Source organism: Affinibrenneria salicis, assembly GCF_008710095.1.
This window is the reverse complement of sequence record NZ_VYKJ01000016.1, coordinates 51,206-64,947: the sequence shown is the minus strand read 5'-3', so window position 1 is coordinate 64,947 and position 13,742 is coordinate 51,206. Positions and strand designations below refer to the sequence as shown.

At 52.3% G+C, this 13,742-nt stretch carries 8 protein-coding genes and 4 pseudogenes; 3 read left to right on the top strand and 9 right to left on the bottom strand.

Annotated elements, in window-relative coordinates; genetic code table 11:
• Positions 1 to 5: 5 nt before the first annotated feature.
• Together FJU30_RS23250 and FJU30_RS23245 are read right to left on the bottom strand one after the other, a co-directional pair.
• A complete protein-coding gene (locus FJU30_RS23250) occupies positions 6 to 1,298 on the bottom strand; it encodes a PTS sugar transporter subunit IIC (protein ID WP_150437347.1) in 1,293 nt (430 codons plus the stop codon).
• 17 nt (positions 1,299 to 1,315) lie between these two features.
• Positions 1,316 to 1,645, bottom strand: coding sequence for a PTS sugar transporter subunit IIB (locus tag FJU30_RS23245; protein WP_150437346.1), 330 nt, complete (start codon positions 1,643 to 1,645; stop codon positions 1,316 to 1,318).
• A 456-nt stretch (positions 1,646 to 2,101) separates the two neighbouring features.
• On the opposite strand from FJU30_RS23245, the gene FJU30_RS23240 reads away from it, so the two are divergent.
• Positions 2,102 to 2,881 (top strand): DeoR/GlpR family DNA-binding transcription regulator, encoded by a 780-nt coding sequence (locus tag FJU30_RS23240; RefSeq protein ID WP_150437345.1) that lies wholly within the window; start codon positions 2,102 to 2,104, stop codon positions 2,879 to 2,881.
• Positions 2,882 to 3,163: 282 nt separating this feature from the next.
• On the opposite strand, the pseudogene FJU30_RS23235 reads toward FJU30_RS23240, so the two are convergent.
• From FJU30_RS23235 to FJU30_RS23210, 6 genes and pseudogenes are all read right to left on the bottom strand, one after another.
• Positions 3,164 to 4,097 (bottom strand): annotated as a pseudogene (locus FJU30_RS23235) (IS3 family transposase).
• 68 nt (positions 4,098 to 4,165) lie between these two features.
• A complete protein-coding gene (locus FJU30_RS23230; RefSeq protein WP_223881675.1) occupies positions 4,166 to 5,122 on the bottom strand; it encodes a reverse transcriptase domain-containing protein in 957 nt (318 codons plus the stop codon).
• Positions 5,123 to 6,100: 978 nt separating this feature from the next.
• The gene (locus FJU30_RS23225; RefSeq protein ID WP_150437343.1) at positions 6,101 to 6,625 is read right to left on the bottom strand and encodes a rhodanese family protein; all 525 of its coding nucleotides are present in this window, start codon (positions 6,623 to 6,625) and stop codon (positions 6,101 to 6,103) included.
• Entirely contained in the window at positions 6,622 to 6,939 is a 318-nt protein-coding gene (locus FJU30_RS23220) for an ArsR/SmtB family transcription factor (protein ID WP_150437342.1), read from the bottom strand. The genes FJU30_RS23225 and FJU30_RS23220 overlap by 4 nt, the downstream gene beginning before the upstream one ends.
• Positions 6,940 to 7,150: 211 nt before the next feature.
• Positions 7,151 to 9,040, bottom strand: a pseudogene (locus tag FJU30_RS23215) (primase-like DNA-binding domain-containing protein); the annotation flags it as partial.
• A 26-nt stretch (positions 9,041 to 9,066) separates the two neighbouring features.
• Positions 9,067 to 10,188 carry an NADH:flavin oxidoreductase gene (locus FJU30_RS23210; protein WP_150437341.1) on the bottom strand — a complete coding sequence of 374 codons (1,122 nt, stop codon included), beginning with the start codon at positions 10,186 to 10,188 and terminating at the stop codon, positions 9,067 to 9,069.
• Positions 10,189 to 10,290: 102 nt separating this feature from the next.
• Between FJU30_RS23210 and FJU30_RS23205 the strand changes: the two are divergent.
• Both FJU30_RS23205 and FJU30_RS23200 read left to right on the top strand, forming a co-directional pair.
• Positions 10,291 to 10,593: pseudogene (locus FJU30_RS23205) on the top strand (winged helix-turn-helix transcriptional regulator); the annotation flags it as partial.
• 571 nt (positions 10,594 to 11,164) lie between these two features.
• A pseudogene (locus FJU30_RS23200) lies at positions 11,165 to 12,179 on the top strand (IS110 family transposase).
• Positions 12,180 to 12,705: 526 nt separating this feature from the next.
• Here FJU30_RS23200 and FJU30_RS23195 read toward each other — a convergent pair.
• A complete protein-coding gene (locus FJU30_RS23195; protein ID WP_150437339.1) occupies positions 12,706 to 13,686 on the bottom strand; it encodes a LacI family DNA-binding transcriptional regulator in 981 nt (326 codons plus the stop codon).
• Positions 13,687 to 13,742: the final 56 nt, after the last annotated feature.

The window sequence follows — 13,742 nt, the reverse complement described above, 5'->3', positions numbered from 1 at the left end:
ACGGCTTATGCCGTTGCCACTTCCTGATCTTGTTCCTGCTCAAGAAGCTGCTTTTCGTAAATTTTGAAGAAAGGCAGGTAGATAAATATGTCGATAACAATCAACGCCACAACTAACAGTGTGTTGTTCATGACCCAACCAGCCCCCCATGCTGCGCCAACCGGAGCGGGCGTGGTCCAGGGAACTAGCGAGATCACTTTGGCAATAAGGCCGCTGGTGGTGGCAAACCAGGCGATGACGGCGTTCACCACCGGGGCGATAATGAAGGGGATAAAGAGCACGGGGTTCATCACCACCGGGCTCCCAAAGATGACCGGTTCGTTGATGTTGAAGCAGACCGGCACCACCGACAGCTTACCAATAGCACGAAGGTGCACCGCTTTACTGCGCATGTAGAGAAGAACCAGCGCCAGGGTGGCACCTGAGCCACCGAGATTGATGAAGAAAGCCCAGAATGCTTCAGCGAAAATGTGCGGAATAGGCAAACCGTTGGCTAGCGCCGTCTGGTTCAGTCCGAGGTTGATCAGATAGAACGGTTGCAGAATGCCGACGACAATCGCCCCACCGTTGATGCCTGAGAACCACAATACCTGGCAGAGTAAGACCGCAATCAGAACCGCCGGTAGGGAGTCCGCCGCCGAAATCAGCGGGGTGAAGGCAGTCATGATGATCTCCGGCAACAGCATGCCAAACTGATGCTGTAGCACCACGTTCAACGGATAAATCGTGCAAATAATAACAATCGCCGGGATTAGCAGATTAAAGGAGTGGCGAATTTTATCCGGCACCTGTTCTGGCAACTTAATACCGATGTTATATACCTTCAGGATGCGGACCAGTTCGACGCAGAATACTCCCACCAGAATCGCGGTAAAAATCCCCGATCCGCCGAGGAAGGCCGCGGGGAGTGAACCCTCTTTATAGGGCGACGAGATCAGGAGAAAGGTCATCAGGGAGAGCATTGCGCAGGAAAAAGTATCCTGCTTGTAGGTTTGCGCCAGGTTATAAGCTATCCCCGCACTGATATAGCAGGCCATGATCCCCATCGTCATGTGGTAGGGGGTCATGATTTCGTTAAAATACTCTTGGGCAACGGATAACCACAGCTTACCAATAAAGAACGAGGTATCCGGCGAAAAAGGCGGAAAAGCAAAAATAAGTAAAAAAGAGCCAACGATCATAAAGGGCATAGCGCCAATAAAACCATCGCGCACCGCCATTATATGGCGTTGTGTTCCGGCGATAGCGGCAACGGGCGTGATTTTATTTTCAATAAAATTAAAAAATGCGTTCGACATAATAATACCCTGTAAAATTATTGCACTGGGTTGGTTTTAGCGTCGCGGATCAGTTTCAGTGCATCATCAAGGATTTTTTCGCCTTTGAGCATGCCGTAATCCATATTGCTGATAATGGCGATAGGTTTACCTTCACGCTGCGCAATGATTTTAAATTCCTCAAACTTATATTTAATTTGTGGTCCTAACAGACAACAATCAAAATGTGGAATGGTCGATTCAAATTCTTCCATCGCCACGGCAATAATTTCCGCCTCAATACCTTTAGAACTGGCAACTTGTTTCATTTTATTTACGACGATACTTGTCGACATACCAGCCGCACAACACAGGAAAATTTTGTTCATCGTTCAGCCCTCTTTTTATAGAAAGATAAGTAAGTGACAAAGGCGATCTATTTCAACCACGACACATTAGATGAACCGGTGGGATTCCCCTGTACACCAGAGTATCTGGTAAATCGTGTATGTCCTCTCGGGTTACATGCATCTGTATGACATTTGCATACTGGCAGCACGGACAAGGGGATTCCGTGATAAGATACGCAAAAAAGATGGAGCGCTTACAATTCATTACTTATTTGTGATAAAAATCACATAAAATTAAGTATTCACTTAATTTATTTCGCAATAAGTTGTTTTTTAACTATACACAGGTGCATTGTTAAGTGTTTTTAAGCGAATGAATGGAAGGCTACATTGAGAACACAAGTATCCGGCCTACCAATCGTCCATGTACGCAGACAACGTTATCAGATAATATCAATCGGCTATCCTTACATATAAAAAGAATGGAATATGTTAATGACACAAGAAGAACGGTTAATCGAGTTAGAAGAGCTAATCAAAATGCAGGGAAAAGTGACTCTTGATTACATCTGCCAGCAATATAATATTTCGTCTGATTCCGCTCGCCGGGATTTAGTTAAACTTGCTCAACTCCCGCATATTATGCGCATCCGTGGCGGCGCTATTCTGGCAGAAAAACGTGTTGAATACCCTTATGTTAAACGTACACAGTGTAGCCCTGAAAAAGCACTACTTTCAGCTTGGGCTGCAAAAAACATTAATGATAAAGATATCATTTTCATTGATGCCGGCACCACATCTGTGGCCCTTGCTCGCCAATTACCCTCATCGGTATGTGTTATTACAAACTCTATTGAAGTACTAAGTGAGATTATTGGAAAAAAAGGGATCAGCATATCCATATTGGGAGGGGGATTTGATGATTACTCTCATGCTATATTAGGCAATACAACCATAGAGCAAATTAAAAGATACCATGCTGACAAAGCTTTTATTGGCGTCAGCGCATTATCTGAAGCAGGAATAACAACAGATACGGAACTTGATGCACTGCAAAAAGTAGCCATGGCGAAACAGTCAAAAAAGGTTATCTGCATTACCTCATTTAGCAAATTCAACACTCAACTGATGTATCAGTCATGCACCTGGTCGGACATTGACCATATTATTACAGATAAACTCCCCCCACAAAACATACTAAAACTTATTGAAGCGAATGATGTGGAACTGATTGTGGTGAACGAGAAAACTGTTGACATAGATAAGTATAACTGAAACTCCCTAAATTTTTTGAGCAACCCAATTCAAAAAATCCGGATAATAATTGTTACACTGAATGTCTCTACAATAAACGTGAGCATTTCTGATTGTGACTTTTTTAATTCAGCTTATATTCCTTTTTAAGGAATATAAGCCAGTGGCATAGGGCTTGCATTTCACAATTCATGAATGATGTCTAGCTCAATATCATGTTTTAAAAAAATCACTAAAATTATCGTATGCAGGATTGGTTACTGAATCACCCCGGTTTTCCGGGAGAGTATTTTGTCTTTGAACTCAGGCTGCCAGATCACCGTTTCCGATGGAAGCGTAATATGCCTGTTCTGCTTCTGCCTGCGTGATATGACCCAGTCGTTCCAGTAATCGTCTGTTGTTATACCAGTCCACCCACGCCAGCGTGGCTAACTCCACTTTGGCGCGGTTTTTCCAGCTCTTACGATAGATCACCTCCGCTTTATAAAGTCCGTTGATGCTTTCTGCCATCGCGTTGTCGTATGAGTCACCCGTGCTGCTGGTCGATACCAGAAATTCTGCATACTTAAACCGATGCGTGTACGCCAGCGACACATGCTGGGAGCCTTTATCACTGTGATGGATAGTGCCACCGCAGGGGCATCTGAACCACAACACCTGCGCCAGGGCGTCCAGCACGAACGTCGTTTCCATCGACGACGAACCCCATACTACCGGCGAACACGTCGATAATGAAGGCCACGTATGCAAAGCTCTGCCGGGTGCACATGTAGGTAAAATCAGCCACCCACACCTACTCCGGCCGTTCTACCACGAACTGGCAGTTCACCCGGTCACCTGCGGCAACGTCTTTCCGGCTAACCATGGTGCGCACTTTTTTACCCCGGCGCACACCAGCAAGCTCTATGACCTTCATCAGCCTAGTGATCGTGCATCTGGCCACGCTGATACCCTCCTGACGCAACTGGCGCCAAACTTTGCGTACTCCATATACACTGTGGTTTTCATCGTACACCCGCCGTATATCCACCTTCAGTCGCTCATCGCGCTAGTGACGCAGGCTGCGTTTCTCCAGATGATGGCGAATCCAGGTGCGGAGCATCTCCGGCGAGCAGCCAATCTTTGGGGCAATGGAGTTGAAGGCTGCCCATAATTAATGGTATTCGCTCTGACTTTCCAGAACCATACGGACGGCCCGCTGACGGACCTCAGGGGAAAAACGCATATTTTTGGTCATCCTGTTTACCTCTCTCAAAAAGTTTAGTCTCCAGGATTTCCGGGGCAGTTCAGTTTATCGTCACCTGACTATAACTCCGGCAGGCCCAGTTTCAGGAACAGACTGTTTGGTAATGCCATATTCAGCCCCGGACTACAGCTTATTCGCCAGAGACTGTGGCAGCTTCCCACCGTCTGCACCGCAAGCTCTTTCCCTATTCCGCGAACACGTAACTCTTCGAAGCGCCTGCGGCTTGTTTTCCACTGTTTCCACAGGACGCAGCGTAGCCTGCTCCTTATCCACATGTTTAGCGGGCGCATCAGCGACGGCCACTGGTTCAGACCGTAGTAGCTTTTCCATCCCGTCAGGTATCGCTTCAACGGCCGGATTAGCTGCTCCAGACTCCTTCCCGTGTTACGCCCCGTCAGCGCCCTTACCCGCGTTTTGAACCGCTTTACCGACTCCGGCGACACCACGCACCACACCTTCCTGCCCGTTCTGAAGCTATAGCCCAGGAACTTACGCGTGTCAGGGCGCGCTACCGCACTCTTCTTCGCGTTGACCTTCAGCTTCAGCTTCCGGCTCAGCCAGCGCGTCAGCCCCGCCATCACACGGTTACCTGCCCGTTCACTTTTCACGTAGATGTTGCAGTCATCTGCGTAACGAGCGAACTTCAGCCCGCGTTTCTCCAGTTCCCTGTCGAAGTCGTCCAGCAGCAGATTCGATAACAACGGCGACAGCAGTCCACCCTGCGGCGTCCCTTCCGTCATCGGCATTACCAGCCCTGCTTCCATCACGCCTGCTTTCAGGAACCCGTAACTGTGCTCAGAGAACATGCTGTCCCACTGCCTCTGCAACACCTGCATCGTCGCCTGCTGGACAAAGCGATCCACCACCGCCGGAATACCCAGCAGGCGTTCGCCGCCGCCGGGTTTCGGGATGGAGACTCTTCTCACAGGGGATGGGCGGTAACTGCCGGACAGCAGTTGCGCTTTCAGCTCCAGCCAGTGATGCTTCAGATAGTCCGGCAGTTCGCTTGCGCTCATACCGTCTACACCTGCCGCGCCTTTATTGGCCTTTACTCTTTTCAGGGCTTGCCTGAGATTGACGGGTTCACAGATGGCTTCCATCAGCCATGCGGTTGACGGCGGACTTTCTCCATTCGTCGGTGCCTGCACGGTTTCAGCCCCCTGACAACGACCTTCCGGGGCCTCACCCCGTCCTTCCGCTATAGGGGCGCAATGCGTTTTCTGCTGCATGACCGGTCAGAACCTCTGCTGATACTCGTCACTCATTACCGTTCGGGCCTTCAGACAACCTTGTCCTACTATGCCCTCTGCTGACTCCTGTCCGCAGGTCAGCGCACCTTGCGATGCACCCAGTTCTGAATGCAGAACGCTGGACAGGCCTCCCGGGGTAAGCTCTGCCGCTTTCGCCACACACCTGCCCAATCTACCACCCCGGCTCTTGATGGTTATGGTCTTTGCAATCATTGGCTTGCTCCGCCAGCCGGGTAGGTCTTGTATCGGGTTTCTGTTCGTCAGGTCATGGTTTTGCTCCACGCTTCCTTCAGACCCCGCCTCACGACGACGCCCTTGCGCTTCGCTAGTCCTTCGCCACCATCAAGCTGGACAGGGGACTTTCACCCCCTAGCTGCTGAGCATGCCCGGCACACCACAAAAAAACCGGCCGGAGCCGGTGTGGTGAAGACATATTATAGAATGCGCATGTGGACGCGGCCATTGAGGTTCCCAGGTGCTGGGCGGCGGCGCAGTGTTCAATCCGACTATAGGCCGCCCGCTGTAATAGCCTCCAATGGGTTCTGTAGATCAATAACACCTTATTGATCGGCAGCACCAATAGTGAAAGGAAGTTACCCCCTGTCGCACTTCGGTAACAAATCGGCTTCGCCGTCGCCAATTAACAACCCGATGGGTTTATCGCCTCCGGGCTTAGTCTTGCATTTTCGTACGCACGCCAGGCCAGGATTAGTGCTATGCGCCGCAATCACCCATCGGGTATTGTTATTGCCTGTTCCAGGGCATTTTTACCAACAGATTTGCCATGCCGCACCAGCCACTGACGCCGGCGAAAATGAGCCCTGAGCCGATAAAACCGGACAAGAGAAAGAAACCGGGATTGACACCGTAACCCGCAATTACACCGGCCAGAATGAGGCTCCCGGCAGTGATCTGCACCTGTCGCATCAGAGGAAGGGTTTGTTTTTTATCCTGTACCGTGGGCAGCCCGGCCTGTTTCCAGGCGTTGATCCCACCGTCCATGATCATAAACTCCGTCGGCTTCACCATACGGGCCAAGACATCAGCGTTTTGTTTTGTACGGGTACCGGCCTGGCAATGAAAAATCACCGGATAGCGTGTTGAAGCCGTTTCTAGTTGTCTGCCCGCTTGAATTTCTGTTAGCGGCAGAGAAATGGCGCCGTCAATATGTTCTCGGCGAAACTCATCCGTTTCACGAATATCAACGATGACAGCCCCACGCTCTCTGAGGCGCTGGATCTGGGCTGGTGAAGCCGTGTTATCACTCATTGTCCTACCTCCGGGCAGTAAATTTCTTTCAGGATTGTTACCAGCTTCCGAACCGACTCATCTTTGATGAAGTAATTCATTCGCTGTGCCAGCCGCTTGCATTCAATAAGATTTTCCGCCTTCATCCTCGCAAGATGTTGTGACGTCGCAGAAGGACTCAATCCGACCACTCTGCTTAGTTCCCCCGCAGACGTACCGGGAGAGTCAATGAGCATACAGAGGATCAGCAACCGACTGGGGTTACTCATTGACCTGAGCAAACCTGAAGCTGCCTGGGCGCTTTCTTTAAGTTGAGCTAAACTGTTTTCAGGCATTTTATTTTAGAATTCACTAAACTTAGATAAATATAAAATACACAATTATGCGTACAAAACAAAAATATTTGTGCAAGTCATGAACAATGATAACTAAGACACTGTTTTATATATTAACAAGATATTTAAGCGGTAATAAATCGGTAAGCCCCGCAATATAAGCGTAAAAAAACCGGCTTTCGCCGGTTTAAAGTCATCGCACCGCTGCCAGTTAGTCGCACTTCGGCAGCCAGTCGGCGTCGCTCTCGTCACGCAACGCTAGGTTGGTTTGCATTCCCTGCTTAGTCTTGCGTTTCAACAGCACGATTTCATACTCACACAGCGTATTCGGCACCGTCAGGCTCATCGGGTGTTGGTGCCCGCGAGCCTCCATAAACGACAGGTAAGCGTGATACAGGTAACGGCGCGGGTTGGCCGGGCGAATATTGGCGTTCCCCATGTACAACCCGACCGGCATGCTGAGCGCCGCGAGGTAGCCGCAAAAATCGACCAGCGGATCGGCATGGCGCTTGACCGTCAATGCCTCCGCCAAGTTCTGCTGCGCCTGGAGCAACGCGCGCGCCGCGTTCGGGTTGGCAAAGCGCGGCATCAGGTGGCGCACGATCACCGCCAGTTCACCGCGGATTTTTGTCAGCAGTTGCGGATCACGCTTATTGGCCTGTATCGCATCCGGGAAGGTGGTGATCACCCGGCGACGGGACACGCCGCCGCTGCGGTCGCTAAAGCACATCGGGTTGTTGTTGACCGCAAAAATGACCGCCGGAATGTGCGTGGAATACGCATCCCGGTATTTCGGGTCGATGGCCACCGCGTCGCCGCCGGTAATGGCCTTGATGCCCGCGCCGTCGCCGTTCCATTTCTCCTGGTCGGGCAGGATAATCAGCGAGAACCCGACCACGGAAGAGCACTCGAGCGCGCCGACTCCAGGGTATCGATGGTGGACGAGGTGGTATTGTCCTGCCCTGCGAGCAGGTTGGCGACGGCGGCCATCACGCTCTTGCCGCTGCCGCCGGGGTCGGTCACTTCCAGGAACAGTTGCCAGTCGTAGCGGTTGGCCAACACCATAAATAACGCCGCGAGGATACACTCCTACTTTTCGGCCTGTTGTCCGGCGGCCCGCGTCAACCAGAGCTAGAAGTGCGGCGCATGCTCGGCCAGATTATCCCCGGCCTTGGGCGCGATATAGTCCACGCTGTTGACGGTGCGCAACCAGTTCTCCTGGCGGTGGCAGCAAAACCGCCCGATGACGGTATCAAACACCCCGTTACGAAAGCCGATAAGGCGGCGGGCCAGTTCGCCCATATGCGGCACCATCAGCTTGAGGGTGCCCAGAATGCCGTTGATGCCCGCCGCCGAGAATGGCGCGCGCACCGTCTGGAACAGCGCGGCGATTTCCCGGCACAGTTGGCGGTGCGGCAACACCTGCCATGCCCCGTGTTCGTAGCGGCAAATCTCTTCACCGAGCGATGGCACGGCCAGCATATTGCCATAATGCGCGGCCAACAGCTCGGCCTTTTCGCTGGCGCTCATAGCTTTCAGGTCGGCATCGCTGAGCGCATCAAACGGGCTGGTGACGGCCGGTTGGCTGAACGCCAGCAACTGCGCCTGCGTCGCAATCGCGCCCTGCGGCTGGTACACGTCGTTCCAGTCGCCCAGTATCTACGGCGCGGGTCTGGCCGGTGCCGTTCTCGGCAGCCAGCAACAGCCGCGCGTCCGGGTAACATTCGCGCAACGCCTGCGCCACGGCGGCCAGGTTGTTGGCGCTGAGGGCCACGCAGACCGTCTCGCCGGTCAGTTGGTGCACGGACAACCCGGTGGCGTAGCCTTCGGTCAGCCAGATAACGGCATTATCCTGGCCCGCCAGCCAGTGACAGGCCGCCTTGACCTGGCCCCCGGCCAGGGTCCGCTTGTCCCCGGCGGCATTAATCAATTGCACGTTGACGATATCCCCCGCGCAGTTAACCAGCGGCAACAGCAGGTCGGCCACCCGTTCCGCCGCCGCTTTCGCCGACAGCGATAAAACCTTTTCCACCAAGTTCAGGCCGTCACCGGCCCCGCACTGGTTGCAAATCCAGGTGCCGCGCCCATCCCGGGCCTCATAGATCTCACCACTGCACTGTCAGTTTGCTAGATTAGCGTCTTTAACGCGTCGACGGTAAAATCCTGCAGCGCTGCGTGGTTACCCGTACGGATTTTGATTGCCCAGTCCGGATCGCTCAGCAATGCGCGCCCCACGGCGATCAGATCAAACTCGTTGCGTTCCAAGCGCTCGATAAGGTTATCGAGGCTGGCGGGTTTGGCATCCTCACCGGCAAAGGCGCCCATAAAGTCGCTGGAAAGGCCAACGGATCCAACGCTGATGGTCGTTGCACCGGTCAGTTTCTTCGCCCAACCGGCAAAGTTTAACCCGCCTTCACCGTCGATATCGGGAAACTCCGGTTCCCAGAACCGGCGCTGAGAGCAGTGGAGTATATTCACACCGGCGTCAACTAACGGAACCAGCCAGTCTGCCATCGCTTCAGGCGTTGACGCGAGACGCGCTGCATAGTCCTGTTGCTTCCACTGGCTGACGCGCAAAATAAGCGGGAAATCAGGGCCAACCGCTTTGCGCATGGCCTTTATTACCTCAGATGCAAAACGTGCACGCTGTTTCAGGGTTGCGCCACCGTAGCCGTCGGTGCGCTGATTGGTTCCCGACCAGAAAAACTGATCGATCAGATAGCCGTGTGCACCGTGGATTTCCACCACGTCAAAGCCCAGCCGTTTGGCCTCGGCCGCAGCCTGACCGAAGGCAGCTATGGTGTCGGCGATAGCCTCATCGCTCATTGCCACACCGTGTGGTTGACCTGGAGCAATCAGCCCTGATGGGCTTTCCACCTCGGTATCCGGTACCCAGTCAGTCAGAAAACTGCTGACTGACCCCGTGTGCCACAGCTGCGGCCCCATCTTGCCGCCGGCGGCGTGAACATGGTCGATCACGCGCTGCCAGCCAGCCAGCGCTTTTTCACCATAAAAAAAGGGGATTTTGGGGTCATTACGTGAAGCAGGCCGGTTTATCACCGTACCTTCAGAGAGAATCAGGCCCACATCACCTTCGGCGCGACGCTGGTAGTAGGCGGCAATTGTTTCATCAGGCACGCCGTCAGTTGCAAATGAACGAGTCATGGGCGCCATCACGATACGGTTCTTCAGCACCAGATTATTCAAATGGAAAGGCTGAAACAGGATGTCGGCTTTGGATGAGGTCATAGGTTAACTCTCCGGTTAGGTTGGCGTCGTTCATAGTATATTATGCATATTACTCGTCAATCAGGTACCTCAACGCCACCTGGTTTCCCTGAGGGAACCTCTATGCTGAAAAAACCGGAAGACTGTTCCGCCACTCAATGCCTTCATCGTCTGCTACTCGAGCAAATTGCAGATAAATGGCCCGTTCTGATCCTCGCTTCCCTATGTGAAAAACCGTTGCGCTTTAATGAGCTCAAACGCGAGCTGAAAGTCATCACCCAAAAGTCATTGGCGCAAAGCCTCAGGCGGCTACAACGCAATGGTATTGTTGTTCGCTGGGTGATCACTGCTTCACCCATTGCCGTTGAATACGAAATCACCCCGCTGGGCCGAACGCTTAAAGACCCCATCGAGGCACTGTGCGCATGAACCCGAAGCTATCTGCCCGCGGTCGAAGCCGCGCGGCAAGCATTCGATATGGAGGAAATGACGCCGAATATGGTGTCAAAGGTTTAGGTTTGAAGAGAAGTATGTGTCGAAGAAGCGTAACTGGTGGGATTGGATAGCTGAGGGTAATGACGCCGATTAGCAGAAAGCCCGCTCCGGTTTCCCTTAAGCGGAATTTTCGAAATGTACAGCTCTGACTGTAAGAGCCTGCGCCAGCCATTGGCTAGTGACTTAATTCATGAGATAGCGCTATTTAAACATCCTTTCACCCAGCTTGATCTGTTCTCCATCGATGCTGAAATTGCCATTTCCCTAGTGGTATATCCGCCGTTTTTCCTCCCGGTCGACATCGTTCCAGTAATCCTGCCAACGAATAGTGGACACGTTATTAATCCAGTAAAATCGTAGCAATGAGTGAGATGAACTGATCCCAACTATTTGAGAGCGGCGAAGGGTTCAGCAGATGAGGAATGGATCCTCGCAGCTTTACGGCATCATGATGCCCAATACGGTACGCATAAAGCTCCCCGATAACTGGAGGAGCAGCAAGATGAAATATTCCCCTGTTGGCATCGATATTGCAAAACATCTGATGCAGATCCACTTCATTGATGAGCATACCGGTGAAGTTATCGATAAACAGATTAAGCGCGAAGCACTGCTAGAATATGTCAGCAATCGTGAATCTTATCTGATTGCTATGGAGGTCCCCGGTGGCTATCAGTACTGGGCCCGTGAGCTGGAAAAGCTAGGGCATAAGGTCAGATTGCTTCAGGTTACAGGGCAAATTCGTCAATCCCTTCATAATGGGCAACAAAAATGACGTGATGGATGCCGCGCTATCTAGATGGCGATCCAGCAACCGTCTAAAGCTGTCGCCGTCAAAACTGAAGAGCCGCAGGCCGCACTGTCGCTGCAGAAAATGCGTCGTCAGTTGGTGAAGTTCCGCACCGCACAGCTCAACGTGCTGCATGGATTACTGCCGGTGTTCGGCGAAACGGTGCGTAAGAGCCGGTTATCACTGGACAAGACGAAGCCTGAGGTACATGAACATCTGAAGGAAAATCTGCCGCCGTTCCTTATTTACCAGATTGAAGACCAGTACCGACGGCTCAGCGACCTTGATATGTAGATAGATAGCATTGAAAAACTGCCTGCCGCCTGGGCGAAACAGAATGAAGCCTGTCAGCGGCTCATGGATATCCCGGGCATTGGCCCGCTGGTCACTACCGCCGCTGTCGCCATGATGATAGATGCGGGAACCTTCCGTTCACGCGACCTGCATCGGTCTGGTGCCTGATCAAACTGGTACAGGCGGCAAGGTGCGGCTCCCGGGCATCAGTAAACGCGGTGATGCCTGTCTGAAGACGCTGTTTATCCATGGTACAAGGGCAGCGACGCTGCTGACGAAAGAGCCAAATCCATGGGTAACAGAGCTGATGAAAAGACGGCCAGCCAGCGTAACCGTGCTGGGGATGGCTAACAAGATAGCGCGTACAGTATGTACCCTATCGGCACATAACTGGACCTGCGACAAAAAACACATCAGCATCAGGCCGTTCTGAAGGGTATGGGCTGATAAACATTAACTCTTTCAAAATAAGGATGAATACTGAAAGGTTGCGAGGGCAGCCGTAGAGATAGCAACGACAGGTAAGACCATGACTAACTAAACTTGGATGGTCCTTTGAACTTTAAGCTCATTCAGGGAATAAGGCGTGAGTCAGCGGATCTCATCGAGGCCCGCAGCACCGGCTGCGCCAAGGTCGGATATAGAGCTACAACCGACCATCAACGTCAACACAATTGAAGCCTTGCAAACGGGATGCGTTCATATAGTGAACCATGACGCAAGCAAAATCTGTGAAAAGGGCATCCCGTAATCAATATACTACGGAGTTCGCTCGGCTAGACCAGCATTCTTGCCGCAGCAAAAACTAGCGGGGTGACATGGTTAATTATTACACACGATGCGCACCGGTATCCCTAGAGCATAATTACAATATTATATAAAAACCTCAGAGCGGCCCTTGCTGCAACGTTGATATGAATGCTCTGCGCCACGCGTGTAACCTGATAAGCGGTGCGCCGTCAGACGCTGGCCCGTGAAATAAAGTGCCAGTCCAGAACGACCCGCTCCGCCGGCGAATCGGGATTATTGATTTTATTCAGCAGCAGCCCCACGGCTTTGCGGCCGATGTCGGCGGATGGCTGGGCGATGGTGCTTAACTGCGGCGATACCATCTCCGAGAGTTCCGTGCCGTCAAACCCCACTATCGCCATATCATCGGGGATGGACAGTCCCGCCTCTTCAATCGCGCGCATCGCGCCCGCCGCCAGCGTATCCGAAACCGCAAACACGGCATCGGGACGACGTTCGCCCCGCAATAGATTCTCCATCGCCGTTTTGCCGGCGCAGAAGGTGAGATCGCTGGCGTATTCGACGGCGCGGTAGGTTAGCCCTTGCCGTTCCAGCGCCATTTTATAACCCCGCTCCCTCAATCGTGCATATTTATAACTCAGATCGTGGTTAATCAATGCGATACGGCCGCGTCCGCGCGTGATCAAATGCTGGATGACAAATCCGGCGGCATCGATATCATCGATCCCGACACAGGAGACGCCGCCGTCGTCGGCATATTCGGCGCACTGAACCCAGGGCATGCGATCGATCATGGTGGTTAATTCCGGTAGTTTCGAGAACGCATCCATGGTGATAATCCCGTCGACGATCTTGCCGGAGAGTAGCTTCAGGCTGGATATGGAACGCTGAATATCCGTGCCGGAATTACACAATAAAATGCGATAGCCGTTTTTTTCCGCTTCCTCTTCAATGCCTTTCACCACATCGGCGCAGAAGGGATTGGAGATATTCGACACCATCACCAGAATCATGGAGCTCCGGGCGGTTCGGAGCTGGCGCGCCAGTAAGTTGGGTTGGTAATTACTCTCGCTGATAGCCTGAAGTACGCGTTCGCGGTTTTTCGGTTTTACCGTATCGATATTGTTCAGCACACGGGAAACCGTCGCCACTGAAACCCCGGCAAGCCTGGCGATTTTCTGAATTGACATAACAATGACATATCCTGGAATTAACCACTTATTGGGGAAGGCTATCACAGTTTAAC

Coding starts and splice junctions, on each gene's coding strand:
- FJU30_RS23250 (WP_150437347.1), bottom strand. CDS start 1,298: ATGTCGAACGCATTTTTTAATTTTATTGAAAATAAAATCACGCCCGTT.
- FJU30_RS23210 (WP_150437341.1), bottom strand. CDS start 10,188: ATGACCTCATCCAAAGCCGACATCCTGTTTCAGCCTTTCCATTTGAAT.
- FJU30_RS23245 (WP_150437346.1), bottom strand. CDS start 1,645: ATGAACAAAATTTTCCTGTGTTGTGCGGCTGGTATGTCGACAAGTATC.
- FJU30_RS23240 (WP_150437345.1), top strand. CDS start 2,102: ATGACACAAGAAGAACGGTTAATCGAGTTAGAAGAGCTAATCAAAATG.
- FJU30_RS23220 (WP_150437342.1), bottom strand. CDS start 6,939: ATGCCTGAAAACAGTTTAGCTCAACTTAAAGAAAGCGCCCAGGCAGCT.
- FJU30_RS23225 (WP_150437343.1), bottom strand. CDS start 6,625: ATGAGTGATAACACGGCTTCACCAGCCCAGATCCAGCGCCTCAGAGAG.
- FJU30_RS23230 (WP_223881675.1), bottom strand. CDS start 5,122: ATGAGCGCAAGCGAACTGCCGGACTATCTGAAGCATCACTGGCTGGAG.
- FJU30_RS23195 (WP_150437339.1), bottom strand. CDS start 13,686: ATGTCAATTCAGAAAATCGCCAGGCTTGCCGGGGTTTCAGTGGCGACG.